This window comes from Streptomyces sp. NPDC051364 (assembly GCF_040682115.1).
Lineage (GTDB): Bacteria > Actinomycetota > Actinomycetes > Streptomycetales > Streptomycetaceae > Streptomyces.
In genome coordinates, this window is the sequence record NZ_JBFBAH010000004.1 from 170,709 (window position 1) to 195,974 (window position 25,266).

At 72.8% G+C, this 25,266-nt stretch carries 24 protein-coding genes and 1 pseudogene; 9 read left to right on the plus strand and 16 right to left on the minus strand.

What is annotated here, in order from left to right:
- Nucleotides 1–7: 7 nt before the first annotated feature.
- From AB0M76_RS10420 to AB0M76_RS10430, 3 genes are read right to left on the minus strand one after another with little or no spacing between them, the layout of a single operon-like run.
- On the minus strand, nt 8–3,259 hold the full coding sequence (locus tag AB0M76_RS10420; protein WP_365952489.1) for an SAV_2336 N-terminal domain-related protein: 3,252 nt from the start codon (nt 3,257–3,259) through the stop codon (nt 8–10).
- A gap of 6 nt (nt 3,260–3,265) precedes the next feature.
- Nucleotides 3,266–4,318, minus strand: coding sequence for a MoxR family ATPase (locus AB0M76_RS10425; protein ID WP_365952490.1), 1,053 nt, complete (start codon nt 4,316–4,318; stop codon nt 3,266–3,268).
- 25 nt (nt 4,319–4,343) lie between these two features.
- A complete protein-coding gene (locus tag AB0M76_RS10430) occupies nt 4,344–6,425 on the minus strand; it encodes a trypsin-like peptidase domain-containing protein (protein WP_365952491.1) in 2,082 nt (693 codons plus the stop codon).
- 132 nt (nt 6,426–6,557) lie between these two features.
- Here AB0M76_RS10430 and AB0M76_RS10435 point away from each other — a divergent pair, with 132 nt between their 5' ends.
- Entirely contained in the window at nt 6,558–6,743 is a 186-nt protein-coding gene (locus AB0M76_RS10435; protein ID WP_010061466.1) for a DUF6104 family protein, read from the plus strand.
- 118 nt (nt 6,744–6,861) lie between these two features.
- On the opposite strand, the gene sodN is transcribed toward AB0M76_RS10435, so the two are convergent.
- Complete coding sequence (gene sodN, locus AB0M76_RS10440; protein WP_266663854.1) at nt 6,862–7,257, minus strand: superoxide dismutase, Ni; 396 nt, start codon at nt 7,255–7,257, stop codon at nt 6,862–6,864.
- A gap of 243 nt (nt 7,258–7,500) precedes the next feature.
- On the opposite strand from sodN, the gene sodX reads away from it, so the two are divergent.
- Nucleotides 7,501–7,860, plus strand: a complete 360-nt coding sequence (gene sodX, locus AB0M76_RS10445) for a nickel-type superoxide dismutase maturation protease (RefSeq protein WP_365952754.1) — start codon at nt 7,501–7,503, stop codon at nt 7,858–7,860.
- Here sodX and AB0M76_RS10450 read toward each other — a convergent pair.
- Nucleotides 7,764–8,393: a CGNR zinc finger domain-containing protein gene (locus AB0M76_RS10450; protein WP_266996989.1), complete on the minus strand. Its 630-nt coding sequence runs from the start codon at nt 8,391–8,393 to the stop codon at nt 7,764–7,766. The two genes, sodX and AB0M76_RS10450, sit on opposite strands and share 97 nt — an antisense overlap.
- Nucleotides 8,394–8,475: 82 nt before the next feature.
- Here AB0M76_RS10450 and AB0M76_RS10455 point away from each other — a divergent pair, with 82 nt between their 5' ends.
- On the plus strand, nt 8,476–9,231 hold the full coding sequence (locus AB0M76_RS10455) for a class I SAM-dependent methyltransferase (RefSeq protein ID WP_365952492.1): 756 nt from the start codon (nt 8,476–8,478) through the stop codon (nt 9,229–9,231).
- A 113-nt stretch (nt 9,232–9,344) separates the two neighbouring features.
- Here AB0M76_RS10455 and AB0M76_RS10460 read toward each other — a convergent pair whose 3' ends face one another.
- The 3 genes from AB0M76_RS10460 to AB0M76_RS10470 all read right to left on the minus strand — a co-directional run bounded on the left by AB0M76_RS10460 (nt 9,345) and on the right by AB0M76_RS10470 (nt 12,048).
- Entirely contained in the window at nt 9,345–10,109 is a 765-nt protein-coding gene (locus AB0M76_RS10460; protein ID WP_365165676.1) for an amino acid ABC transporter ATP-binding protein, read from the minus strand.
- A complete protein-coding gene (locus tag AB0M76_RS10465) occupies nt 10,109–10,981 on the minus strand; it encodes an amino acid ABC transporter permease (RefSeq protein ID WP_365952755.1) in 873 nt (290 codons plus the stop codon). Before AB0M76_RS10465 ends, AB0M76_RS10460 begins: the two co-directional genes overlap by 1 nt.
- A gap of 107 nt (nt 10,982–11,088) precedes the next feature.
- Nucleotides 11,089–12,048 (minus strand): ABC transporter substrate-binding protein, encoded by a 960-nt coding sequence (locus AB0M76_RS10470; protein ID WP_365952493.1) that lies wholly within the window; start codon nt 12,046–12,048, stop codon nt 11,089–11,091.
- Nucleotides 12,049–12,582: 534 nt separating this feature from the next.
- Here AB0M76_RS10470 and AB0M76_RS10475 point away from each other — a divergent pair.
- From AB0M76_RS10475 to AB0M76_RS10490, 4 genes are all read left to right on the plus strand, one after another.
- A complete protein-coding gene (locus AB0M76_RS10475) occupies nt 12,583–13,773 on the plus strand; it encodes an NADP-dependent malic enzyme (protein ID WP_328623310.1) in 1,191 nt (396 codons plus the stop codon).
- Nucleotides 13,774–14,227: 454 nt separating this feature from the next.
- Nucleotides 14,228–15,190: a quinone oxidoreductase gene (locus tag AB0M76_RS10480; RefSeq protein WP_053784639.1), complete on the plus strand. Its 963-nt coding sequence runs from the start codon at nt 14,228–14,230 to the stop codon at nt 15,188–15,190.
- Nucleotides 15,191–15,257: 67 nt separating this feature from the next.
- Nucleotides 15,258–15,467 (plus strand): helix-turn-helix domain-containing protein, encoded by a 210-nt coding sequence (locus AB0M76_RS10485; protein WP_008741547.1) that lies wholly within the window; start codon nt 15,258–15,260, stop codon nt 15,465–15,467.
- A complete protein-coding gene (locus tag AB0M76_RS10490; protein ID WP_365952494.1) occupies nt 15,467–16,027 on the plus strand; it encodes a Clp protease N-terminal domain-containing protein in 561 nt (186 codons plus the stop codon). The genes AB0M76_RS10485 and AB0M76_RS10490 overlap by 1 nt, the downstream gene beginning before the upstream one ends.
- 45 nt (nt 16,028–16,072) lie before the next feature.
- Here AB0M76_RS10490 and AB0M76_RS10495 read toward each other — a convergent pair whose 3' ends face one another.
- The 4 genes from AB0M76_RS10495 to AB0M76_RS10510 form a co-directional block, all read right to left on the minus strand.
- Nucleotides 16,073–16,996, minus strand: a complete 924-nt coding sequence (locus AB0M76_RS10495; RefSeq protein ID WP_365952495.1) for a helix-turn-helix transcriptional regulator — start codon at nt 16,994–16,996, stop codon at nt 16,073–16,075.
- Between the two features lies 1 nt (nt 16,997).
- Nucleotides 16,998–17,912: a DUF4097 family beta strand repeat-containing protein gene (locus tag AB0M76_RS10500; RefSeq protein WP_365952496.1), complete on the minus strand. Its 915-nt coding sequence runs from the start codon at nt 17,910–17,912 to the stop codon at nt 16,998–17,000.
- A 104-nt stretch (nt 17,913–18,016) separates the two neighbouring features.
- Nucleotides 18,017–18,439 carry an alpha/beta hydrolase gene (locus tag AB0M76_RS10505; protein ID WP_365952497.1) on the minus strand — a complete coding sequence of 141 codons (423 nt, stop codon included), beginning with the start codon at nt 18,437–18,439 and terminating at the stop codon, nt 18,017–18,019.
- Nucleotides 18,440–18,668: 229 nt separating this feature from the next.
- Nucleotides 18,669–19,601 carry a LysR family transcriptional regulator gene (locus tag AB0M76_RS10510; RefSeq protein ID WP_266996974.1) on the minus strand — a complete coding sequence of 311 codons (933 nt, stop codon included), beginning with the start codon at nt 19,599–19,601 and terminating at the stop codon, nt 18,669–18,671.
- Nucleotides 19,602–19,807: 206 nt separating this feature from the next.
- Between AB0M76_RS10510 and snpA the strand changes: the two genes are divergently transcribed.
- Nucleotides 19,808–20,473, plus strand: coding sequence for a snapalysin (gene snpA, locus AB0M76_RS10515; RefSeq protein WP_365952498.1), 666 nt, complete (start codon nt 19,808–19,810; stop codon nt 20,471–20,473).
- A 4-nt stretch (nt 20,474–20,477) separates the two neighbouring features.
- Here the strand turns inward: snpA and AB0M76_RS10520 are convergent, their stop codons facing one another.
- From AB0M76_RS10520 to AB0M76_RS10535, 4 genes are all read right to left on the minus strand, one after another.
- Nucleotides 20,478–20,831, minus strand: coding sequence for a hypothetical protein (locus AB0M76_RS10520; RefSeq protein WP_365952780.1), 354 nt, complete (start codon nt 20,829–20,831; stop codon nt 20,478–20,480).
- Nucleotides 20,780–21,403 carry a GNAT family N-acetyltransferase gene (locus AB0M76_RS10525; RefSeq protein ID WP_365952499.1) on the minus strand — a complete coding sequence of 208 codons (624 nt, stop codon included), beginning with the start codon at nt 21,401–21,403 and terminating at the stop codon, nt 20,780–20,782. Before AB0M76_RS10525 ends, AB0M76_RS10520 begins: the two co-directional genes overlap by 52 nt.
- A 187-nt stretch (nt 21,404–21,590) precedes the next feature.
- Nucleotides 21,591–22,643, minus strand: coding sequence for a family 2 encapsulin nanocompartment cargo protein polyprenyl transferase (locus AB0M76_RS10530; RefSeq protein ID WP_365952500.1), 1,053 nt, complete (start codon nt 22,641–22,643; stop codon nt 21,591–21,593).
- A 41-nt stretch (nt 22,644–22,684) separates the two neighbouring features.
- The gene (locus AB0M76_RS10535) at nt 22,685–24,091 is read right to left on the minus strand and encodes a family 2B encapsulin nanocompartment shell protein (RefSeq protein WP_365952501.1); all 1,407 of its coding nucleotides are present in this window, start codon (nt 24,089–24,091) and stop codon (nt 22,685–22,687) included.
- Nucleotides 24,092–24,222: 131 nt separating this feature from the next.
- On the opposite strand from AB0M76_RS10535, the pseudogene AB0M76_RS10540 reads away from it, so the two are divergent.
- Nucleotides 24,223–25,266 (plus strand): annotated as a pseudogene (locus AB0M76_RS10540) (FAD-binding oxidoreductase); the annotation flags it as partial.

Sequence of the window (25,266 nt, forward strand, 5' to 3'; positions counted from 1 at the left end):
CCAGGGGTCACAGCCCCGCCTCCAGGGTCCGGACCCTGGATCCCAGGGCGTCCCGCCGGTCCGCGGCCGCCGGACCGAGCCGGGTCCAGAGCTCCAGCGCCGAGCGGTACGCGTCGAGGGCCGCCCGGGGCCGCGCCAGGCGCTCGAGCACCTCCCCCCGCAGCTCCTGTACCCGCGCCCCCAGTTCCACCGCCACGTCCCGCCGCTCCTCCCGGTCGGCGGCCAGCGCGGACCGCCAGGCCCGGCGGTAGGAGTCCGCGGCCCGGTCGAGCCGGTCCGGCGCCCGGGTGTGCGCATGGATCTCCTGCTGGACGTCGCCGTGCTCGCGCCAGGCGCGGGCCTGCTCCAGCGGGCTGCGGCTCTGCCGGACGGCCAGCTCCAGCAGGTACTCCGCCTCCCTCAGGTCGACCACGTCGCCCTCGTAGCCGTGCCGCAGCCGCAGCCCCGCCGCGAGCCGCATCAGCCGCTGCGCGGAGCGGGGGTCGGACTGCGGGACCGCCGCCCGGCTGTCGCGCAGCACCCGTACGGCCGTCGAGGTGAACCGCCGCCCGTCGGCGGCCCGCGCCCGGTCCAGGAGTACCTCGCCCCACTCGGGCAGCAGCTCCCCGTAGGCCTCCCCGTCGCGGGGGATCAGCCGGCGGGCCCTGCCGTACGCCTCGGCCGCGTCCTCCAGCGCCGCAGGGTCCGCGTCCCGCGCGTACCGGGCCCGGTGCACCCGCGCCAGGCAGACCAGGCCGGCCAGCCGCAGCTCCGGGTCCCCGGTGGCCTCGGCCAGGGCCAGGTCCAGCTGCCCGGCCGCCTCCTCCAGCCGCCCGGGCAGGTACCACAGGGCCGTCGCCAGCTCCACCCGTACGCGGGCGGCCGCCGCTCCCGACGGCTCGGCGGCCAGGCCGGCCGCCAGGTGCTCGGCGGCCAGGCCGGCCAGGGCGGTGCGCTCCTGCGGGTCGGGGGTGCGGGGCAGCAGGGCCAGCAGGACCCGGCCGAGGGCCGGCCGTACCGCCGGGTCGGAGGCCGGGCCGCCGGTCACCGCCTCCAGCGCGGACCGCGCCTCGCGCAGCGCGCCCGTGTCCTCGCGGAGCTCGCCGAGGCGGACCAGGGTCTGCGCCCGCCGCACCACGCAGTCGAGGCGCAGCCGCGGGTCCAGGTCCGGGCCGGCGGCGCCGCCGACGGCCGCGAACTCCCGTTCCGCCGCGGCCAGCAGCTCCGCGTCCGGCTCGGCCGCCAGGGCCTGCTCGTACAGCACCCGGCCGAGCACGGCCCGGGCCGGCGGCGTCCCGAGGCCGGCCACCGCCCGCTCGGCCTCCGCGAGCAGTTCCGGGTCCCGCTGCCCGGCCCACAGCCGCAGCAGTACCCCGGCCAGCTCGCACTCCGCCTCGCCCGGCGGGTCCTCGGGCCCGGCGGGTGCGGCGACGGCCCGGCGCAGTACGGCGACGGCCTCGTACAGTCCGCGCTGCCCGCCGTCCTGATCGTGGGCGGCGAGCCGGTCGCGGGCCGTGCGCACCGCCCAGGCCCGGCCGGGCGGGGGTGCGACGGGTTCGGCGACGGCCGGGTCCTCGGCGGGCGGCCCGGGCAGGTAGCGCCGTACGACGCGTGCCGAGACCTCGGCGAAGGCCTGCGGGAGCCGCCCGGCGGGGACCCGCTCCTCGCCGCCCTCCTCGACCACGGGCGCCCCGGTGAGCTGGGAGACGGCCAGGGCGGGGAAGTTCCGTACGCCCCGCCCGAAGTGCGCGAGCACGTACTCGGAGCAGTGCTTGAGCACCAGCGCGGCCTCGTCCCGGCCGAGCGGCCCGAGCAGGACGTCCTGGACGCCGGGCACGAACTCGTACCACTGCCCGGCGGACCGGCCGCGCCGCAGCAGCCCGCTCAGCAGCACCTCCGCCAGGTCGGAGGGCTCGGAGTCCGGCAGCATCGTGCGCTGCACGAGCCGCATCACGGGCAGGGTCAGCGGCGCCGCCGACAGGTACACGGCGAGCTGTACGGCGCGGGGCGAGGCGGAGGCGCGGAAGCGGCGCACCAGCTCGCGCGGCGGGCGGACGGCGCGCGGCGGCGGTACGGGCGTCGCGGGGTGGTCGGCGAGGACCCGGCCCACCTCGGCGGGGACGGGCCCGGTGCCCAGCCCGGCGACGAGGCGGGCCCAGGCGCCGAGCGCGGTGGCGCTGGGTGGCAGGACGGGGACGGCCAGCCCGCCGGTGGGCCGCCCGTGGCGGGCCGGCCGGTCGGGCCGGAACCGCAGCTTCCCGGCGCTGCCCTCGGCGCGGGTGAGGGCGCCCCGCTCGGTCGGCAGCCAGCTGCGGCTCCACAGCCGCTGCGGCAGCGGCTGGACGACGGCGCAGGGGGTGCACTCGGCCCAGCGGTGCAGCAGCCGCTGGGCCTCGCCCTCGCGCCAGAGCGGTCCGGCGCAGTCGGAGACGACCATGGTCAGGGCCCGTCCGGTCGGGTCCCGCAGCTGGTCCCCGGAGCGCAGCCGGGTGCCGGGGCCGGGTCCGCGCCCGACGGCGGCCCGGCCGTCGCCGAGCCGGTGCAGGTAGTGCACCTGTACGTCCCGGAAGGCGCCGAGGCGCTCGCACACGGACCGCAGTTCCTCGAACATGTCGTGCCACACGGCCATCGACGGCGAGGCGTCCATGACCAGCCGTACGGTCGCCTCGCGCCGGCTCTCGGGCCGCAGCACCGGGATGACCAGCCCGAGGGCACGGGCGCTGGCCTCGGCGGTGGCCGGCTCGTCGAGGACGAGGCGGGTGGGCGGGCCGGGCGGGCGGTGCCGCTGGAGGGCGCGCAGGGCCCGCTGGATCTCCAGGATCCGGGGCAGCGCGGCCGCTCCGGGGACCCGTACGGGCACTCCGGCGCCCGCCGGGAACTCGGCAGCCTCCTCCGCGACGGTCCCGAGGACCCGGGAGGCGTAGAGCCTGACCGGGTCCTCGGGCTCGGGCTCGGGCCGTACGGGCTCCTCCTCGGGCGGCGGCGCATCGCCCGAGGTCCGCGGCCGCCGGGGCGGGGCCGTCCGGTCCCGGTCCGGGGCGGCGGGGCCGGGCGGGCCGATCCGCCCGGCCAGCCACAGCGCGTCGGCGAGCTCCTCGGCGGTGGGGTCGAGCCCGGCGGCGCGCAGCAGCCCGGCGAGGTCGCGGAGCGCGGCGGGGACGGGTGGCGGGTCGGGGGAAACGGGGACGGGAGGCTGCTCGGGGACGGGAGGCTGCTCGGGGACGGGAGGCCGGTCAGGGACCGGAGGCTGCTCGGGGACGGTTGGCCGGTCGGGGGACACGGGCGCTCACCTCGGGCGGTCGAGGCGCTGGATGAGCAGGTCGGCGAGGTCCTCCCGGGTGGGCGGGGCGGCGTAGTGGGTGAGGTAGATGGCGTTCAGCAGCTGGTCGGCGGCGACGAGTTCGGACTGGGAGCGGCTGAGGAACTCCCGGATCAGGTCGGCGCCGAGCTGGGCGGCCTCCTCGCCGAGGTGCGCGCGGACCATGGTGGCGAGCCGTTTCTCGCCGGGCTGCCCGAGCTTGAGCTGGATGCAGCGGCGCAGCAGGGCGGCCGGGAAGTCCCGTTCGCCGTTGCTGGTCAGGATGATGAAGGGGAAGGCCCGGCAGCGCACCCGGCCGCCCTGGACGGTGACCTTCGCCCCGTCGTCGGTGAGCACCTGCACCTCGGGCTCGGTGTCGGCGACCCGTTCCAGCTCGGGCAGGGCGAACTCGCCCTCCTCCAGGACGTTCAGGAGGTCGTTCGGCAGGTCGATGTCGCTCTTGTCGAGCTCGTCGATGAGCAGCACGCGGGGCCGTTCGGTGGGCAGCAGGGCCGTCCCCAGCGGTCCGAGCCGGATGTATTTTCCGATGCCCGGGACCTTGCCGATGCCGGGCGGCGTGCCGGCGCCGGTTGCGGGAGCCGCGCCGGGGAAGCCGCCGCTCGCGGCGATCTGGACGTCCTGGAGCCGGGCGATGGCGTCGTAGCGGTACAGGCCCTCCTGGAGCACGGTCCGCGAGACCACGGGCCAGCGCAGCACCCGGCCGAGTTTCAGCTCGTGGGCGACGGCGTGGGCGAGGGTGGACTTCCCGGTTCCGGGGTAGCCGGTCACGAGCAGCGGCCGCCGCAGGTACAGGGCCGCGTTGATGGCCTCGAGCTCCTCGGGCTCGGGCCGGTGCAGCTCGGCGGCCTGCCGGTGCGCCCCGAGGCGGCGCGCCACGTTCCCGTCGGCCGTGTCCGCGAGTCCGCCGGGCTCGCCGACGGGGCCGCCGTCGAAGTCCCGCCACGGCGGCGGATCGGGCAGGGCCTCGATCCCGTCGTGGGGTGCGCCGACCCCCCGGTATATGAGCCATTCCTCGTTCACGGCTGCTCCCTCCCCCTCCCGCCCGTCACAGGTCGCCCTGCAGCGGCTCGTCTTCGGGCAGCGCGCGGGCCGGGTCGTCCCATACGAGGGCCATCCCGTCCGCCCAGTACGCGTCGGGGTCGGCCCCGTGCGCGCGGGCCCGCAGTGCCTGGAGCCGGACCGGCAGCGGCGCTCCCCGCCCCGCCTCGGTCAGCTCCTCGCGCAGTCCGCGGTGGAACGGCGCGCAGTCGGCCGCCGGATCGGCCGGGGGCCGGCGGGTGACGGCCACCCCGTATCCGGCGTCGTGGACCGCGTGGAGGGAGCCGCGGGTGGGCTCCGCGTCGGCGGCCCGGCAGTGCACGGGCACGGTGTTGTCCGGAAGGGCGTCGAGCCATTCGGGCGCCGGGGTCCGGGGACGCCCGCGCGCGCAGTCGGCCCGCTCGTCGGCCAGCGGCCCGGCCTGGACGCGGGCCCAGCGGTCGGCTCGGCGGTGGACGGACTCGTCGTCGGGCGGGGTGTCGCCGTTGCCGGCCTGGTGGCGGAACACCACCGGCCGCTGGACGCCCAGCGGCACCCGGCCCGCCACGGTCCAGGTGTCCACGGGCAGGCCGAACAGCTCGGGCGCCACGGCGACTTCGAGGAGGGCTGCCGCCTCGTGGGTGTCGCAGCGTCGGAAGGCCTCGGCGAGCGGGACCCGCAGCGCCTCCGCGAGGCCCGCGCGGGTGACCCGTACGCCGGAGTCCACCGGGGTCAGCCGCCCCGGGTGGGCGGGCCCGGCCAGCACCGAGACGCGCCAGTCGTAGACGTCCTCCCAGCCGTGCGCCCACGCCTCCAGCAGCACCGACGGCCCGCGGGTCAGCCCGTCGACAGGGCGTGCGTGCCCGTTCGTGTGCCCGGGGGCCGCGTCCCGGCGGCGCCGGTCCCGCTGTACCAGGCCCTGTTCGTGGCGCTCGCCCAACTCCCGCCGCAGGGGCCGCCACAGCCGCTCGGCCGTCGCCCGTACCCAGTCCCACAGCTCTTCGTCGGAGCCCGGGGAGGGCGGCTCGCGGTGGTCGGCCACGCTCACGTCGGTCGCGTACCGGAGCATCGCGGCGGCCTCGCCGGCGCCGGCCGGCGGGTCGTGGAGCATGCCGAGCCCGTCGCGCCAGCTGAGCGGGGCCGGCAGGCCCGGGTCCGGCTCCTCGCCGCGGGCGGCCTCGACCAGGGCGCGGACGGCCTCCGAGGAACGCGGCGGGGGCAGTTCGGCAAGCAGCCCGCACAGGGTGGTGCGTTCGGCGGCGGTGAGCCGTCTGCGGCCCTCGTACGGGTCGCCGCCGGCCGGGAGCTCGTCGTGGACGTCGGTCCAGGTGCGGCGGCTGCCCAGATCGCTCAGGTGCTGGTCGTAGTGGTAGAGGTCGTGGGCCTGCATGACGCGGCGGTAGAGCCCGACCTGGCCGGTGGCGGCCAGCGGCAGGGTGCGTAACTGGACGACGGACACGGCGAGTCCGCCGCCGCCGGTGTGCCGGCGGGCCTTGACCACGCCGACGACCTCGCCGCGGGCCAGGTCCACGACCGGGCCGCCGGACATGCCGGGCTCGATCTCGTCGTCGCCGCCGAGGCGCAGGGCGGCGCCGGCGGCGGCGGTACCCCGCAGGCGGGTGGTGCGGCCGGTGATCTCGGGGGTGCCGAGGTCCTCGGTGCAGCCGAAGTAGGCGACCTCGTCGAGGCGGGGTCTGGCGCGGTCGGTGAGCCGTACGCAGGCGTGCGTGATCGGTGCGAGGATCCGGACCAGCGCGAGGTCGGGCAGGTCCCACAGGGCGTGCCGGGCGGGCCGGCGCTCCTCGAGCCGCTCGGGCAGGACGCACTCGACGCGGCCGGTGACGGTCCCGGTGGCGCCGCCGGCGCCGGAGGAGAAGGTGATGCCGAGCTCACGCCCCACGAGACGCACCGCTGCACCCCCTTCACCGACGACGTGCGCGCACGTCAGGACCCAGCCCGGGGCGATGAAGAAGCCACTCCCCCAGGTGGGACCGGTCCCATGGGGTGCATACCCGTCCGGGGCCGCGTGGACGCGCACGGTGGCCGCCTGGACGAGGGGTTCGAGGAGCTCGTAGGCGCGCGCGGCGCCGCCCGTGCGCCCGTCCGGCATCCCCTGCCCCCTCAGGTGTCTGGCAGTCCAGGCTAGCGCCGGGGCCGGTAGGGCGGGAGGTCTCGCCGGGCATGCGGATTATCCTGGCGGGAAACATCCCCTGCACACCTTCATCACGGCACGGAGCCCGACTTGTACTTCACCGATCGCGGCATCGAGGAGCTGGAGAAGCGGCGCGGCGAGGAGGAGGTCACCTTCGAGTGGCTCGCCGAGCAGCTGCGCACCTTCGTCGACCTCAACCCGGACTTCGAGGTCCCCGTGGAGCGCCTGGCCACGTGGCTGGCGCGGCTGGACGACGAGGACGACGAGGACGAGTAGTCCCACCAGCGGACGAGTGGTCCCACGGGGGGACGAGTGGTCCACGCGCAGTCCCTGCACGGCGAAGGGGCCCGACCGGTGACGGTCGGGCCCCTTCGTGCAGGAGAGCAGGCCTGGATCAGGCGGCCTTGGTCTCCCAGAAGATGCGGTCGATCTCGGCGATGAGCTCGAGAGCCTTCTGGCCGGTCGCCGGGTCGTTCGACGCCTTGGCGGCCGAGAGGGCCTTCAGGGTGTCGTTGACCAGGGTGTGCAGCTGCGGGTACTTCTCGAAGTGCGGGGGCTTGAAGTAGTCGCTCCACAGCACCGAGACGTGGTGCTTGGCGAGCTCGGCGCGCTGCTCCTTGATGGTGATGGCGCGCGCGCGGAAGTCAGCGTCCGTGTTGGCCTGGTACTTCTCCTGTACGGCCTTGACGGACTCGGCCTCGATGCGGGCCTGGGCAGGGTCGTACACGCCGCACGGAAGATCGCAGTGGGCGGAGACCTTCGCCTTGGGGGCGAAGAGGCGGGAAAGCATGGAGTTTGTCCTCCTCGTGATCGTCTTCTCAAGAGGGGAGATTACTCCGTGGGAAAGGGGATTTCGCGAGCGGCCCCGTGGGCTTAGGACAAAAGTCCAGGGTGGCGTGCGGACCGGTGAGCGAACGTACGGGAGTGTGCGGCAGCATGCGCAGTGAGTCGAGAGCGGGCGAGGAGGTCGGGCACGGTGGAGAGAAGGCGCTCGCGGGCGGCGTTCGAGGTGCTGGAGGTGGCGGGGCCCTCAATGGTGCCGACGCTGCTGCACGGCGACCGGCTGGTGGTCCGGTACGGGGCCGCCGTGCGCCCGGGTGACGTGGTGGTGCTGCGGCACCCGTTCCAGCAGGACCTGCTGGTGGTCAAGCGGGCGGTGGAGCGGCGGTCGGGCGGCTGGTGGGTGCTCGGGGACAACCCGTACAACGAGACCGGCGACAGCACCGACTACGGGACGGTGCCCGAGGAGCTGGTGCTGGCGACGGCGGTGCTGCGCTTCCGGCCGCGCGCGGCGGATCAGAGTTCGCTGAGGGCGCGGCTGTCCTGGGCCGCGTCGGCGCTGCGGCCGCTCTGGCCGGACGCCTCGGCTTCCAGCCGTTTGCGGGCCCGGTAGGCGGCGACGTTGGCCCGGGTGGCGCAGCGGTCGGAGCAGTAGCGCCGGGAGCGGTTGGTGGAGGTGTCGAGGTAGGCGTTGCGGCAGGGCGCGGCCTGGCACAGGCCGAGGCGGTCGGGGCCGTGCTCGGTGAGGTGGAAGGCCAGGCCGAAGGACGCGAGCGCGGCGTAGCCGGCGGAGGCGTTCGAGGGGTGGTCGGCGAGGTGGATGTGCCAGTTCGGGCGGCCCTCGTCGTCGAGGTACTCGTGGCCGGAGACCTGCGGGCTGACCGGGAACTCCATGAGCAGGGAGTTCAGCAGGTCGACCGCGAGGACGTGGTCGCCGCCGTCGGCGGCCTCGAAGACGGCGCGCAGCCGGCCGCGGACGTTGCGGAAGCGGGTGACGTCGGCGTCGGTGACCCGGCGGGCGGCCTGGACCCCGGTGCCGAAGAGGCCCCGGACGGCGTCCACCGAGGTGAGCGAATCCTTGTTGCGGGCCGGCTCCTCGGTGTTGACCAGGCGCACGGCATAGTCCGAGTAATGGGCCAGTTCCACTTGTAGTCCTTACGGCTGCGGATTAGTGTCTCGGGTAACGGGTGAGACTTATTCGAGGGTATTACGACTGGAGGGGTCAGTGATGGCGGAGACCACGACCGACTGGCAGGCCTGGCAGGAGAGCTGGGACCGGCAGCAGGAGTGGTACATGCCCGACCGCGAGGAGCGCTTCCGGGTCATGCTGGACATGGTCGAGGCACTCGTGGGCCCCACCCCCCGGGTGCTCGATCTGGCGTGCGGTACGGGAAGTATTACGGACCGCGTCCTCGAGCGGTTCCCGGAATCCACCAGTACGGGCGTCGATCTCGACCCGGCGCTGTTGACCATCGCCCGGGGCCACTTCGACGGCGACCGGCGCGTCACGTTCGTGACCGCCGACCTCAAGGACCCCGGCTGGACCTCGACGCTCCCGTACGACACGTACGACGCCGTCCTCACGGCCACCGCGCTGCACTGGCTGCACAGCCCGGACCTCGCGGTGCTCTACGGGCAGCTCGCCCCACTGGTGCGGCCGGGCGGGGTCTTCATGAACGCCGACCACATGCCCGACCCGGCGACCCCGCGGATCAACGCCGCCGAGCGCGCCCACCGGCACGCCGGGATGGACCGGGCACGGGCGGCCGGCGCGCTGGACTGGGCCGACTGGTGGGCCCTCGCGGCCGCCGACCCGGTGCTCGCCGAGCCGACGAAGCGCCGGTTCGAGATCTACGGCGAGCACGCCGACGGGGACACCCCCGACGAGGCCTGGCACGCCCGGACCCTGCGCGAGGCGGGCTTCGCGGAGGCCCGGACGATCTGGCGCTCGCCCTCCGACGGGCTGGTCCTAGGACTGAAGTAGTGCCCTTGTAGGAAAGTGAGAACTTCCGCGACATACGAGCGGCATGCGAGAGGGGCGGTACGGGAATCCCGTACCGCCCCTCTCGACCGTTCTGCGCGGTTACAGCACCGCGGTTACAGCACCTTGGACAGGAACGCCTTCGTCCGGTCGTGCTGCGGGTTGCCCAGCACCTCGCGCGGGTGGCCGGACTCGACCACGACGCCGCCGTCCATGAAGACGAGGTTGTCGCCGACCTCGCGGGCGAAGCCCATCTCGTGGGTCACCACGATCATGGTCATGCCCGACTCGGCCAGGTCCCGCATGACGTCGAGGACGTCGCCGACGAGCTCCGGGTCGAGCGCCGAGGTGGGCTCGTCGAAGAGCATCAGCTTCGGCTCCATGGCCAGCGCGCGGGCGATCGCCACGCGCTGCTGCTGGCCGCCGGAGAGCTGGGTGGGGTAGTTCCCGCCCTTGTCGCCGAGGCCCACGCGGTCCAGGAGGCGTACGGCGCGCTCGCGCGCCACCGCCTTGGACTCGCCCTTGACCATGACCGGGGCTTCCATGACGTTCTCTATGGCCGTCATGTGCGGGAACAGGTTGAAGCGCTGGAAGACCATGCCGATGTCCCGGCGCTGGGCCGCGACCTCGCTGTCCTTCAGCTCGTAGAGCTTGTCGCCCTTCTGCCGGTAGCCGACGAGGTTCCCGTCGACGTACAGCCGTCCGGCGTTGACCTGCTCCAGGTGGTTGATGCACCGCAGGAAGGTCGACTTGCCGGAGCCGGACGGGCCGACCAGGCAGAACACCTCACGCGGGGCGACCTCCAGGTCGATGCCCTTGAGGATGTGCGCCGCACCGTAGGACTTGTGGACGCCCTCGGCCTTCACCATGGCAGTCGTCATCAGGCCACCGCCTTGCGGTTCGAGAAGCGGGACAGTTTCGCCTTGATCTTCTGCAGCGGCGTAAGCGGCAGCGAGCGGAGCGAACCGCGGGCGTAGCGGCGCTCCAGGTAGTACTGGCCGACGCTGAACACGCTGGTCAGGGCGAGGTACCAGATCGACGCGACGAAGAACATCTCCATCACCGCGAACGAGGTGGACGCGATGTCCTGGGCCGCGCGCAGCAGGTCGAAGTACTGCACGGCCACGACGAGCGACGAGGTCTTGAGCATGTTGATGAACTCGTTGCCCGACGGCGGCACGATCACCCGCATGGCCTGCGGCAGCACGACACGGCGCATGGTCTGCATCCGGGTCATGCCGAGCGCGTGCGAGGCCTCGGTCTGGCCCTCGTCGACCGACTGGATGCCGGCCCGGACGATCTCCGCCATGTACGCGCCCTCATTGAGGCCGAGACCCAGCAGGGCGGCCAGGAAGGGCGTCATGACCTGGGTCATCTCGTCCTTGTAGAACCCGAGGTTCAGGATCGGGAAGATCAGGGCGAGGTTGAACCAGATCAGGAGCTGCACGTACACCGGGGTGCCGCGGAAAAGCCAGATGTAGAACCAGGAGATGGTGCTGGTCACCGGGTTCTTCGAGAGGCGCATCACGGCGAAGAGGACACCGAGCACCAGGCCCAGGGCCATCGAGGCGACGCTGATCCAGACCGTGTTGACGACACCACGCAGGATGGTGGGGTCGAACAGCTTCTCCGGGACGGTCGCCCAGCGCACGTTGCCCTGCGAGAAGGCGATGGCGAGCGCCACGACCAGTCCGATGACGACCACGGCGCTGATCCAGCGGCCGTAGTGGCGGACCGGGATGGCGCGGATCATCTCGGGGTGGGCGGTCCCGGCCGGCGGGGTGTCCGCCGGGTCCGGGACCTTGTCGAGCTTGTCAGTCACAGTGACTGCCCTTCAGTGTGCTGCGGTCTGCGCGGAGGTCAGGAGCCTGCGTTGATCTTGGCCTCGGTCACGGCGCCGGAGCCCGCGTTCCACTTGTCCAGGGCGGCCTTGTACGTGCCGTCCTTGACGACCGCGTCGAGGGCTTCCTTGAGCGCGTCGCGCAGCTCGGTGTTCTTCTTGTCCACGGCGATGCCGAAGAGGCCGGCGTCGGTCGGGTTGGCGATGGCCTCGAAGTCGTTGCCGCCACCGGCGGTCTGCGCGATGTACGCGGCGACCGGGGAGTCGTTCAGGTCGGCGACGGCGCCGCCCGCCTTCACGCGGGTCTGGGCCTCGGCGTCGGTCGGGAAGGACTCGATGGCGACCTCGCCCTTGCCGGCCGCCTTGCACTTCTCGGACTGGTCCTTGGCGGACTGCTCGTACGTCGTGCCGCGCTGGACGGCGACCTTCTTGCCGCACAGGTCGTCGAGGGTCTTGATGCCCTCCGGGTTGCCCTTCTTCACCAGGATGCCGGTCGAGGCGGAGAAGTAGTCGACGAAGTCGACGCCGGCACCGGTCTTGGCGCCCTTCTCGTCCAGACCCTCCTGGCGGGCCTTGGTGTCGGTCAGCGAGGACATGACCAGGTCGCTGCGGCCCGTCTGCATGCTGCCGATCAGCGTGTCGAAGGTGCCCGACTCGAACTGGAACTTCACACCGAGCTGCTTGCCCAGGGCCGCCGCGACATCGGGGTCGACACCGACGATCTTGCCGCCCTGGGTGAACTCCATCGGCGCGTAGGTCGAGTCCGTGCCGACCTTGATGACACCGGCGTCCTGGATCTTCTTCGGGAGCTTGGAGAAGAGCGGCGCGCTGCTGTTCGCCGCACCCGACGGGCTGGTGGAAGCCTTGTCCGTCTGGTCTCCGCAGCCGGTGAGAATCAGGGCTCCGGCGACCGCGATCGCGCCGACCGCGGCGATCCGGGACCGGGCGGCGGTCGTACGACGGGTGGTGCTTGCGGTCATGAGCTGGTTCCTCCGGCTGGCTGGTGGAGCATCCGAGAGCGGTCGGCACGCACCTTCGAGTGTCGCGACCTCGTGTGATTACGGCATCTTGCCATTCGGACTGACGCATTCAGGCAGTTCGTCAGGTCAAAATCGGATAACGGGTGGGTGGGGGTACCCAACAGGACTGCGGAATGTGGCCTTGAGCGCCGCAGAAACCGCTGTGACCTGGCCCTTTTGACGGACTATTTGCGGTCCGTCTCGCCCGTTGGACAGAGGTGTTTGGACCTTTCGCCAAAAACAGGACAAGAGGTCTACTGCCGAGTCGGAATCGACTCGTCTGGGTGAGCGTTCTTCGGGTACAACGGATCCTTACACCCCTCATCCGGGGCTCAGGGCGCGCGTGCGGCGCGCCCGCGCGTACGAACCTCCCCTTCGCGGAGACGGGCCAACCGTCGATGCGGAGTACGGACGCGGTGCCCGCCCACCCCTTAACCAGGTGTGGTCACCCTCAACGATTCAAAAACCTAAGGGGCCAAGAAAGTGGCAGCGGAGATCGTCAATCCTCGCAGCGACAGCGCGACGGACAACAACCCGGACGCGGTGTTCGCGCTGCACCGGGGCGGCAAGATGGCCATCCAGGCCACGGTGCCGGTCCAGAACAAGGATGACCTGTCCCTCGCGTACACGCCCGGCGTGGCGAAGGTCTGCAGCGCCATCGCGGAGCAGCCCGAGCTGGTGAACGAGTACACCTGGAAGTCCAACGTGGTCGCCGTCGTCACCGACGGTACGGCCGTGCTCGGACTCGGTGACATCGGTCCCGAGGCCTCCCTCCCCGTGATGGAGGGCAAGGCCATCCTGTTCAAGCAGTTCGGTGGTGTGGACGCGGTGCCGATCGCGCTCGCGACCAAGGACACGGACGAGATCATCGAGACGGTCATCCGCCTCGCTCCGTCCTTCGGTGGGGTCAACCTGGAGGACATCTCCGCCCCCCGCTGCTTCGAGATCGAGCGCCGGCTCCAGGAAGCCCTGGACATCCCGATCTTCCACGACGACCAGCACGGCACGGCGATCGTGACCCTGGCCGCCCTGCGCAACGCGGCGAAGCTGACCGGGCGCACGCTCGGCGACCTGCGCGCCGTGATCTCGGGTGCGGGCGCGGCGGGCATCGCCATCGCCAAGATCCTCGTGGACGCGGGCATCGGCGACGTCTGCGTCACCGACCGCAAGGGTGTCGTCTCCGCGGACCGCTCCGACCTGACGGACGTCAAGGCGGAGATCGCGGGCCTGACGAACAAGACCGGCCAGACCGGCTCCCTGGAAGCGGCCCTGAACGGCGCGGACGTGTTCATCGGCGTCTCCGGCGGCACGGTGCCCGAGGAGGCGGTGGCCTCGATGGCGAAGGACGCCTTCGTCTTCGCCATGGCCAACCCGAACCCGGAGGTCCACCCGGACGTCGCGCACAAGTACGCGGCGGTCGTGGCAACGGGCCGCTCGGACTTCCCGAACCAGATCAACAACGTGCTGGCGTTCCCGGGCATCTTCGCGGGCGCCCTGAAGGTCCGCGCCAGCCGGATCACCGAGGGCATGAAGATCGCCGCCGCCGACGCCATCGCCGGTGTCGTGGGTGACGAGCTCGCCGCCGACTACGTGATCCCGTCGCCGTTCGACGAGCGCGTCGCCGAGGCCGTTGCGGCCGCGGTCGCCGCCGCGGCCAAGGCCGACGGCGTGGCCCGCCTGGTCTGACCCGGCAGCAGCACAGAAGAGGGGCCCTGCCGGATGTTTCATCCGGCAGGGCCCCTCTTCTGTTGGGCACACCCTCCCCGCCCCCGAACCGGGAGGGGATGCTCCGCCTCAGCGCCTCGACGAAGCTGACGCTTCGTCAATGAGAATGCGGCCACAAGGTGGCAGGCTCATGACGAGCGGGCGGCATGGCGTGAATATTACCGCCACTCGAGGCTTGATCCCGACGTTCCGCTTCCCCCTCTCGGTCACACAAGACCGCACGTGGCACGCTTAGTTGAGCGCGAAACGAATGGTTCCGCTCGCCCGCCGGACGGCCCAGTACGGACGCAGGAACACCCCCGTCCGGTTCCCGCCGACGGCCACCGATCCGTACGGGCGGCCGTGCGACGAAGGCCTCACCCACAGAGCCCCGACAGGGCTGGCCCGCCGCGCTACCGGGCGGTAGCGTCGCGGCATGTTCGCTGCCTACGCCGCCCGAATCGACCGTGACCAGCCGCTGAGCGGCCTTGTGCTGGGCGAGCGCCCGGCCCCCGAGGCCCGCCCCGGCTGGGTGACCGTGAACGTCAAGGCCGCCTCTCTCAACCACCACGACCTGTGGTCGCTGCGCGGGGTCGGCCTCGGCGAGGACAAACTCCCGATGATCCTCGGCTGCGACGCCGCCGGCATCGACCAGGACGGCAACGAGGTCGTCCTGCACTCCGTGATCGGCCAGACCGGCCACGGGGTCGGCCCCGACGAGCCGCGCTCGATCCTGACCGAGCGCTACCAGGGCACGTTCGCGGAGCAGGTGACCGTCCCCGCCTGGAACGTGCTGCGCAAGCCCGCCGAGCTGTCGTTCGAGGAGGCCGCGTGCCTGCCGACGGCGTGGCTGACGGCATACCGGATGCTGTTCACGAACGCGGGCGTGCGCCCCGGCGACTCGGTGCTGGTGCAGGGTGCCGGCGGCGGGGTCGCGACGGCCGCGATCGTCCTCGGCAAGGCGGCGGGCCTGCGGGTCTTCGCCACCAGCCGGGACGAGGCCAAGCGCAAGCGGGCGGTGGAGCTGGGCGCGGTGGAGGCGTACGAGCCGGGGGCGCGGCTGCCGCAGCGGGTGGACGCGGTGATCGAGACGGTCGGCGCGGCCACCTGGTCGCACTCGGTCAAGTCGCTGCGTCCGGGCGGCACCCTGGTCATCTCGGGCGCCACGAGCGGGGACCGCCCCGCGCACGCCGAGCTGACCCGGATCTTCTTCCTGGAGCTCAAGGTGGTCGGCTCGACGATGGGGTCCAAGGACGAGCTGGAGGACCTCCTCGCCTTCTGCGCGGCGACCGGGGTGCGGCCGGTGATCGACGAGGTCCTGCCGCTCGACCGGGCGCGGGAGGGCTTCGAGAAGCTGGAGGCCGGCGACCTGTTCGGGAAGATCGTCCTGACGGTGTAGCCGGAGACCCTCCCGTCGCGTCAACGGTGGTTGACACCGGCATGCCCGTCAACCTAAATTGACAGGCATGACAGAAGCGACCGATCTCGCCGAGCGGGCCGGGGACCGCGACCCCCGCGTGGGCCTGCGTGCCGTGGCCGCGCTCCGCAGGCTGCTGGAGCAGCTGGAGGCCGTACAGGTACGCAGCGCCCGTGCACAGGGGTGGTCCTGGCAGGAGATCGCGGCCGAGCTGGGCGTCAGCCGGCAGGCCGTACACAAGAAGCACGGGAGGGTCTGATGTTCGAACGCTTCACGCAGGACGCCCGGGACACCGTGACGGGCGCCGTGGCCGAGGCCCGCCGGGCCGGCGCCGCCACGGTCACCGAGGAGCACCTGCTCCTGGCCCTGCTGGACCGGGGCGCACTGGACCCGCTGGGCGTGGACCGCGCCGCGGTGACGGCCGACCTCGCCGCGGCCCGCCGCCGGGGCGGCATGTCCCGGGCGGACGAGGAGGCCCTCGCGGGCCTCGGCATCGACGTCACCGAGATCGTCTCCCGGGTCGAGGAGACCCACGGCGAGGGCGCACTCGCCTCGGCTGCCCCGCGCCGGCGGACCCTGGGCTCCTCGCTCCGCTCGGCGCTGGGCCGCCCGGAGCCGGAGAGCCGCCACGTCCCCTTCGCCCAGGGCGCGAAGAAGGCCCTGGAGCAGTCCCTGCGCATCGCGCTGGGCCGCCACGACCGCCACATCGCCACCCTGCACCTGCTGCTCGCGCTGCTCTCCCGCCCGGGCACGGCCGCCGAGGTCCTGGCAGACCACGGCGTCACGTACGCGGCGGCCGAGGCGGGCCTGGCGGCCTGATCCGCGGCCGGATCCCCCAGGCCGATCCGCGGCCGGACTCGCGGTCTACCGCGGCGGCCGGAGCGCCTCCGCGAGGCGGTCCGCCGCCGCCGCGAGGTGGGCTCGGGCCTCGGCCAGCCTGGCCGGGGTGACGCCGTGGTCGCGGGCCGCATCGCGGACGTCGTCGCGGAAGCGGTCCAGCAGGCGGTCCAGGTCGCGGGCCGGGTCGCCGGTGGGGGCGAGGTCCTCGGCCCAGTGCGAGTCCGCCGCCGCGGCGCCGGCGGTACCCGTACCGCCGCCCGTACTGCTCGTGCCGCTCGCGCCGCCGGTGCTGCCGCCGGTGCTGCCGCCGAGCCAGGAACCGGCCAGATTGCCCAGCACCCCGCCCGACTTCGCGAACTGCTCCTGCAGCTGGCCCGCGATCCGCATGACCTCCTCGCGCGCCCGCTCCTGCGCCTCCTTGGCCTGGCGGCGGGCCTGCTGGGCCTCCTCGCGGGCCCTGCGGCTCTCGTCCTTCGCCCGGCGTGCCTGCTCCTTCCACTCCTGCTTGGCCTTGCGCAGCTCCTCCTTGGCCGCCGCCCAGGACGCGTCCTCGACCGGGGTCGCCGTCGCGGAGGCCGCGGCCCGCATCTCGCGCCGCAGGGCACCCGCCGCGCCCCGTACGTCGTCACGGATCTCGGCGGCCAGCTCGGAGACCGAGTCTCGGATCTCCAGCTCCAGGTCGGCGAGTTCACCGCCGCGGTCGGCGAGTTCGGCGCGGCCCGCCTCGGTGATGGAGTACACCTTGCGCCCGCCTTCGGTGGCGTGCGTGACCAGGCCCTCGGCCTCCAGCTTGGCCAGCCGGGGGTACACCGTGCCCGCGGAGGGCGCGTACAGGCCCTGGAAACGCTCCTCCAGCAGCCGGATCACCTCGTAGCCGTGACGCGGTGCCTCGTCCAGCAGCTTGAGCAGGTAGAGGCGGAGGCGGCCGTGGGCGAAGACGGGCGGCATGTCAGAGCACCTTCTTGTCGAGCACGAGGGGGGCGGCCGGGGCGTCGGCGGCCGGGCGGCGCAGCAGGGCGATGGAGCCCGAGACGGTGGTGGCCCGCAGGGTTCCGGTGCCTGCGCCGAGCGTGCCGGTGATCCGCTTGGCCGCGAACTGGCCGGAGACGAGCAGGTCCTCGAAGGCGTTGGAGACGCCGCCGGTGGCCGTGTTGGCCTCCACCCGTGCGTCGGCCGGGTGCGGAAGGCGGATCGCGACCTGCCCGGACACGGAGTTGAGGGAGATGTCCACCGGCCGCGGCTCGGCCGCGTCGAGGGCCAGGTCGATGAGCATGTCGCCGCTGACGGAGTCGGCGCGTACGGTGCCGCCGGCGCCGTCGACCACGGTCAGACTGCCGGAGACGGAGTGGAAGCCGAGCCCGCCGGTGAGGGACTGCGCCTCGACGCCGCCGGAGACGGTCTTCGCGTTGACCTTGCCGGACAGGCCGACCAGCGTGATGTCGCCGGAGACCCCGCTGACGTCGGTGTCGGCGCCGATGCCGGAGACGACGGAGGTGGCACTGACCGTTGCCAGGTGCACATGGGTGGCGGCGGGGACCGTGAGGGTGACGGTGGCCCGACGCTCCCAGGCCTTGCGGCCGCTGCCGGAGCGGGACCAGGCCTTCCAGGGCTTGCCCTCGAACCACTTCTTGAGGTCCTGGGACCCGTTCCAGGGCAGGTCCTCGTAGGACACGGTGAGGGTGCCGCCCTCCTGGACGACGTACAGCGGCGGCCCGTCGACCGCGGCCACCTCGAGGCGGGCCGGACCCTCGTCGGCGACGACGTTGACCGTGCCGCCGACGAGGCGGACGCGGAGCTCGGTCACCGGCTCCTCGAAGGTGAGCTTCTGCGGTTCGGCGACCGACCACGTCTTCTGCTCTGCCATGGTGCTGATCCTCCTCGGCGTACGGACACGGCACGCAACATATCGCGTCTTCTGGCTAACACGATATATCGCGGATGCCCGAAGTCAAGCGCCTCCTTCGGCGCTCAGCACGCGATGGGGTGACGCTCGAGGAACCGGGCCATGGCTTCGGCGACCGGCCGGGACTGCTCGATGTGGAGGAGGTGGCCCACGCCTTCGGCGACGTACTCCTCGACGTCGGGCACGTTCGAGCGGAGGAACTCGGCGACTTCGACCCACAGCGGCCGGGTGTCGCTGCCGAGCACGGACAGCACCGGCCGGCCGATCGCCGCGGCCTGATCAGGGCCGAAGCGCCACTCGGCCAGGGACGGCAGCTCGATCCCGAAGAACGTGTCGGCGTCCTTGACCGCCTGCGCGCCGCTGCCGGGTACCCGCTCGTCGAGCAGTGTCCGGCAGTGGTCCCAGTCCATCCCGCTGACGACGGGCATGAACAGCCGCACGGCCCGTTCGGCGTCCCCGTCGGCGTACGCCTCGAACGCCGGCGCCACCTGTTCGAAGAACGCCGCTCCTGCAGGTACCGACAGCAGGGAGAGCTCCAGCAGGGTGACCGTGGCGACACGGTCGGAGTGGTCCTGGGCGAGCTGGTCGGCGACGGCCGCACCGCTGTCGACCGCACCATCCGTACCGGGACCTACTGCGCCTACTTGCCCGACCCGCGCTTCCCTTCCCCGTGGTCCGCATGACGCGCATCGGCGCTGGTCACCCCGCCATCGGCGGCTACGCCGCCAGGAGGGGGCTGGCGTGGTGGTGGAGCCAGGCGCGGTACGGCGGCGTGCGGAGGGCGGCTTCGCGGTAGGCCGCCCGGAGGTCCTCGAAGACCTCGGCATGCGCACCGGGCCGCGTGGCCAGCAGCAGCCGGACCGCTAGGGGGTCGCCGGACAGCGGCCGTATGGCCATGTCGTCGCGCGGCCCGGAGGTCGGCTGGCAGGGGGCCACCGCCTCGCCGGAGACGATCAGCGAGGTCGCGGTGTGGTAGTCGGCGTGCAGGACGGGCGGGTCCAGCCCGGCCCCGGCGAACACCCGGCGCAGGCCGTCCCATTCGCCGTCCACAGAGGGGTCGACCGTCCACCGGTCGGCCGCCAGGTCCTGTAACTCCACCACCGGCCGGCGTGCCGCCGGATGGTCCCGGGACATCGACACGAACTGCGGCTCCCGCTCCATCAGGACCCGCAGCTCCAGCCCGGCCGGCACCCGCAGCGGGCTGCCCTCCACCTCGTGGACGAACGCCACGTCCAGCTGCCCCGAAGCCACCATCCGCAGCAGGGCGTTGGCGGACACGTCCACCACCAGCGAGGTCTCGAAGTCCGGCATCCGGCGGTGGATCCGGCGCAGCCACCCCGGTATCGCCCGGCTGGCGGTGGAGCCGATGTTCAGCCGCGGACCGCGGGCCAGCGCCCGGGCCTCGGCGACGAGCGCTGCCATCTCGGCCAGCAGCGGGCGGGCCCGGCCCAGGACCGTGCGGCCGAACGGAGTGGGCCGGCAGCCGGTGCGTTCACGCAGGAACAGCTCGCCGTCCAGGGCGCGTTCGATGCGGCGCAGCTGGGTCGTCAGGGAGGGCTGGCTCACGCCGAGCTGCCGCGCGGCTTTGTGCAGACTGCCGGCGTCGGCAATGGCGCACAGTGCGCGCAGGTGCCTCACCTCGAGCTCCATGACCCGAGAGTAGGCCGGTCCCAGCGGACCGCACCAGCCACTGATACCCCACCGAATCCCGCCATTCTCATGGAAGTTGACCTTCCGAAATCTCCCCGATAGGCCGGCGCTATCGGTGGCTGACATCATCCGCCGGCCGCTCCCGCTCCCGCAGACTCCGGTACCGAACGACCCACCCCCCACTGGATCGAGTAGGAGCCCCCCACATGCGCCACTCCCGTATGTCCCGAAAGGCCGTACTGGCCACCACCGTCGGCCTCGGCCTCGCGGCTGCCCTCGGCGTGGTCCCCAACGCCAGCGCCGCCCCCGCGCCCGTCGGCAATGCCGCGACGTACGCGGCGTACGAGGCGTCGCAGGAGAACCAGGACGCCAACCGCGCCTTCTTCGAGGCCGTGCAGCACTCGGTCGCCGAGCAGCGCGCCGCGAACCCGGCCGTCCTCGCGGTGACCGTCACCTACAACACGCGCAACGCGCCCAGCTTCCGCAGCCAGATATCCCGCTCCACGCAGATATGGAACAGCTCGGTCTCGAACGTGAAGCTGCAGGAGGTCTCCTCCGGCGGGAACTTCTCGTACAACGAGGGCAACGACTCGCGCGGTTCGTACGCGAGCACGGACGGCCACGGCCGGGGCTACATCTTCCTCGACTACCGGCAGAACCAGCAGTACAACTCCACCCGGGTGACCGCGCACGAGACCGGCCACGTGCTGGGTCTGCCGGACCACTACTCGGGCCCCTGCTCCGAGCTGATGTCGGGCGGCGGCCCGGGCACCTCGTGCCAGAACGCCAACCCGAACAGCGCGGAGCGCTCGCGCGTGGACCAGCTGTGGCGCAACGGGCTGGCCGCGTCGGGGCTGGGCTCGAAGAGCTGACGAGCTAGGGCAGCTTTCCCACCTCGGGTACGTATTCCGCGCAGTCCGGGTTCCGGCAGGGACCCGGTACCCACTCCGGAATGAAGATCCCCAGCGCCTTGCGCCGCCGGATGACGGTTGCGACGGGGCGCCCGCAGACCGGGCACGCGAGCTGTTCGTGCGCGGTCTGCGGGTCCACCGGGTCGGGCGGGTGCGGGTGGCGCCGATCCTGCTGTTGGTGCTGTTCACCGGCCATACCTCCACGGTAGGCCGGTTCCGCGCGTTCGGCCGCTTTCAGCGCTTGCGAAAGTGCGGCGCGAGCTGCGGTCAGCGCGAACGGGATGACGTCGTCCCCTGCGGCTTGCGCCACATCGGCCACATCAGCGGCCCCTCCGGCAGCTGCACCGCCTCGCCCGTGAACTCCCAGCCGAGCCGTTCGTACAGCCCCTTGCTGCGCTCACTGCTCGCCTCCAGGTACGCCGGCACGCCCTCGCGGTCGCAGCGCTCGAGCACCGGCCGCATCAGCTCGGTCCCGAGCCCCTCGCCCTGCCGGCCCGGGGCGACCGCGATCATCAGCAGGTACTCGTGCTCCTCGGCGGTCGGGTGCACCGCGCCCGTCAGCCTGCCGACCAGCTCGCACCGCTCGTTGTCGGGGTCGGCGACAGCGCGCATCTTCGCCGGGACGTCGTCCTCGGCGGCTTCCCCCTCCGGATCCCCGGCCGGGATCCGCAGCCACAGCGCCGCCGCCGAACCGTCCACCGCGTAGTCGATCCGGCCCTCGGCCAGCGCGACGTCCACGAACACGCCCAGGAACCTGCCGTGCACCGCGGCCCGGTGCTCCGGATCCGGGAAGACCCAGCTGCTCACCGGGTCGGTGCGGAAGGCCTCGTCGAGCAGCCGCGCCACCGCGTCCCGGTCCGACTGATCCGCCTGACGTATCTCCAGCGCCACTGGTCACACCCTTCGCTCACGTTTCAACTGCCGCGGGCGATCCTAGAGTTGGCGCCGGAACAGCGGAAAGCCCCGTTCCGGCACGATGCGGTGCCGGAACAGGGCTTGCGCAGGGGGCCTGCGTAGGGGGCTCGCATGGGCAGCTTGCGTACGGGGGCTCGGGTACGGCCTTCTCCGCGCTACGGGCTCACCGGGTCCGCCGGGTGACGAACTCCGCCAGCGCCAGCAGCCCGCCCGCCGCCCCGAGGTCCGGCACGGCCCGGGACAGCAGCTGCACCGCCCGGCCCATCCGGTCCGCGGCATGGGCCTGCGCCCAGTCGCGCCCGCCGGCCCGGTCGACCGCGTCGGCGGCCTTCCGTACGTCGTCCTCGGCCATGGGACCCGCGTACAGGGCCGCCAGCTCCTCGCCGGCCGCGGTGCCCGAGGTGAGCGCGGCCACGACGGGGAGGGACTTCTTGCGGGCGATCAGATCGGCCCCGGCGGGTTTGCCCGTGTGCCCCGGATCCCCCCAGATGCCGATCAGGTCGTCGATCAGCTGGAAGGCCAGCCCGGCCTCCCGCCCGAAGGCGTCCATCGCATCGACCTCGTCCGGCCCGGCGCCGGCGTAGAGCGCGCCGAGCGCGCAGGCGCAGCCCAGCAGGGCTCCGGTCTTGGCCGTCGCCATGGTCAGGCACTCGTCGAGCGAGACGTAGGGACGCTGCTCGAAGGCGCAGTCCGCCTGCTGGCCGGCGCACAGCTCGATGACGCAGGCCGCGAGCCGCGCCGAGGCCTGCACCGAGGCGGGGTGCGGATCCTCCGCCAGCAGCCGCAGCGCGAGCGCCATCATGGCGTCGCCGGTGATGATCGCGTCCGGTACCCCGAAGACGGTCCAGGCCGTGGGCCGGCCCCGGCGCTTGGTGTCCTTGTCGATGACGTCGTCGTGCAGCAGCGTGAAGTTGTGCGCGAGCTCCACGGCCACCGCCGCCCGTACCGCGCCTTCGGCCGTCTTGGCGTCCGGGCCCCGCAGGGCCTGGGCGGCAGCGAGCACGAGGGCGGGGCGGATGGCCTTGCCCGCGTTGCCCGCGGCCGGGGTGCCGTCCGCGTGCTCCCAGCCGAAGTGGTACATCGCCACGCGCCGCATCGACCCCGGGAGGTTCTCGACGGTGCGGCGCAGTTCCGGGTTGACCGTTTCTCTTGTCCGCTCCAGCAGGGCCGCGGCCTCCTGCCCCTCGCCGGTCGTGATCGCCTCAGTGGTGCCCATGGCGTGTCCCCGATCCCCGGTCGTACTGCTCGGCCGGCCGCTCAGCGCCAGCGGGCGATCTCGACGTTCTCCAGGATGCCGAGCGCGTCCGGCACGAGCACCGCGGCGGAGAAGTAGGCGGTGACCAGGTACGAGATGATCGCCTGCTCGCTGATGCCCATGAAGCGCACCGACATGCTCGGCTCGATCTCGTCCGGGATCCCGGGCTGGTGGAGGCCGATGACGCCGGACTCGTCCTCGCCGGTGCGCATGCAGAGGATGGAGGTGGTGCGGGCGTCGCTGATCGGGATCTTGTTGGACGGGAAGATCGGCACCCCGCGCCAGGACGGCACCCGGTGCCCGTCGACGTCGATCGTCTCCGGGTACAGGCCGCGCTTGTTGCACTCGCGGCCGAAGGCGGCGATGGCCTTGGGGTGGGCGAGGAACAGCTTGGAGCCGCGCCGCATGCTGAGCAGCTGGTCCATGTCGTCGGGGCTGGGCCCGCCGTCGTGCGGCTGGATGCGCTGGTCGTAGTCGGCGTTGTGGAGCAGGCCGAAGTCGCGGTTGTTGAGCATCTCGTGCTCCTGGCGCTCGCGCAGCGCCTCGACCGTGAGCCGCAACTGCTGCTCGGTCTGGTTCATCGGCTGGTTGTAGAGGTCGGCGACGCGCGTGTGCACCCGCAGGACCGTTTGTGCAATGGAGAGTTCGTACTCGCGCGGCCTGGCCTCGTAGTCCACGAAGGTGCCGGGGAGGACGGCCTCGCCCCGGTGGCCGGCGGAGAGGTCGATCGCGGCCTCGCCGTACTTGTTGGTGCGCTGGGCCGGCAGGGCCCGCTGGGCCTCCACGTGCGCGCGCAGCGAGTCGACCCGGTCGGCGAGGAGCTGGAAGTCCTGGCGGGACAGGACGAGCGCGGTGCCGGAGGTGACGGCGCGGGCGGTGTACTCCCAGATCGCCTCCTCGTCGACGAGGGAGTCCTCGCCGAAGTAGGCGCCGTCCGCGACGGTCCGCAGGACCGCGTCCTCGCCGTAGGGGCCGGGGCCGACCTGGTCGATGCGTCCATGGGCGAGCAGGAACACCTGGTCGGAGGCGCTCCCGAAGGAGGTCAGCTCCTGGCCGGCCTCGAAGTCGACCTGCCGGCACCGCTGGGCGAGCTCGGAGAGCACTTCCAGGTCCTCGTAGGTGCGCAGCAGCGGCAGCTCGCCGAGCTCGGCCGGGATGACCTGGACCTGGGTCCCGGTCTTGATGAACTCCACGCGTCCGTCGCCGACCGAGTAGCTCAGCCGCCGGTTCACCCGGTACGTGCCGCCCTGGACGGACACCCACGGGAGCATCTTCAGGAGCCACCGCGAGGTGATCTCCTGCATCTGCGGGGCGGACTTGGTCGTGGTTGCCAAGTTCCTCGCGGCCGATGTCGCAAGACTCCGCTGCGGTGTCTGCACCTCGGGTTCGGAACCTGCCTGGACCGACATGTGTTTCCCTTTCGATCACTCCATGGATCTGCGGGATGCAGCCTTCCAGTACGGAACATGGTGGGACCATTACACAAAAGGGTGGGACTACTCCGTCCGGGCGTGGGCACCCTTTGGAGTTCACCTCGTTCACTCGAGTCCTCTCCCATCCCACCCCGGACACCCGCCCCGACGTGATGCTGCACCGCATCGCACACAAGCACGCCTCGCTCGGCGTCACCCGCGAGCAGTACGCGGTCGTCCACCGCCACCTCTTCGCGGCGATCGCCGAGACCCTCGGCGAGGCGGTCACCCCCGAGGTGGCCGAGGCCTGGGACGAGGTCTACTGGCTGATGGCCAACGCCCTGATCGCCATCGAGGAGCGGCTCTACGCCGAGCAGCAGGTCCTCGCCGGCGACGTCTGGCGCACCTGGACGGTCGCCGCCCGCATCGAGGAGACCGCCGACTGCACCACCTTCCACCTGGTCCCGGCGGACGGCTCCCCGGCCCCCTCCTTCAAGCCAGGCCAGTACGTCTCGGTCCAGGTCGAACTGCCCGACGGGGCCCGTCAGATACGCCAGTACAGCCTCTCCGCGGCCCCCGGCGCCCCGGTCCGCTCGATCACCGTCAAGCGGGTCCACGGCCCGGCCACCGCGGGCCCCGAGGGCGCGGGCCCCGACGGCGAGGTCTCGAACCACCTCCACGCCCGGATCGCGACCGGCGACACCCTGCGGGTCTCGGCCCCGTACGGCGACCTGGTCCTGCGCGACTCCGCGGCCCCGGTCCTGCTCGCCTCGGCCGGGATCGGCTGCACCCCGATGCTCTCGATGCTGGCGCACCTCGCCGACACCGGGCACGCCGCCTCGGTGACCGTCCTGCACGCCGACCGCTCCCCCGCCGACCACGCGCTGCGGGCCGACCACCGGGCACTGACGTACAAGCTGCCCGACGCCTCGGCCCGCTTCTGGTACGAGGCCGGCGCCGAGCCGGGCGACGGCGAGGGCCGCCTCGACCTCTCGGACGTCCCGGTGGCCCCGGGCACCACGGCGTACCTGTGCGGGCCGCTCCCCTTCATGCGGGCCGTACGCGCGCAGCTGCTGGCCAAGGGGGTCCGCGCCGCGGACATCCACTACGAGGTGTTCGGCCCGGACCTGTGGCTGGCGTCGGCCTCGGCCTCAGCCTCGGCCTCTGCGTAA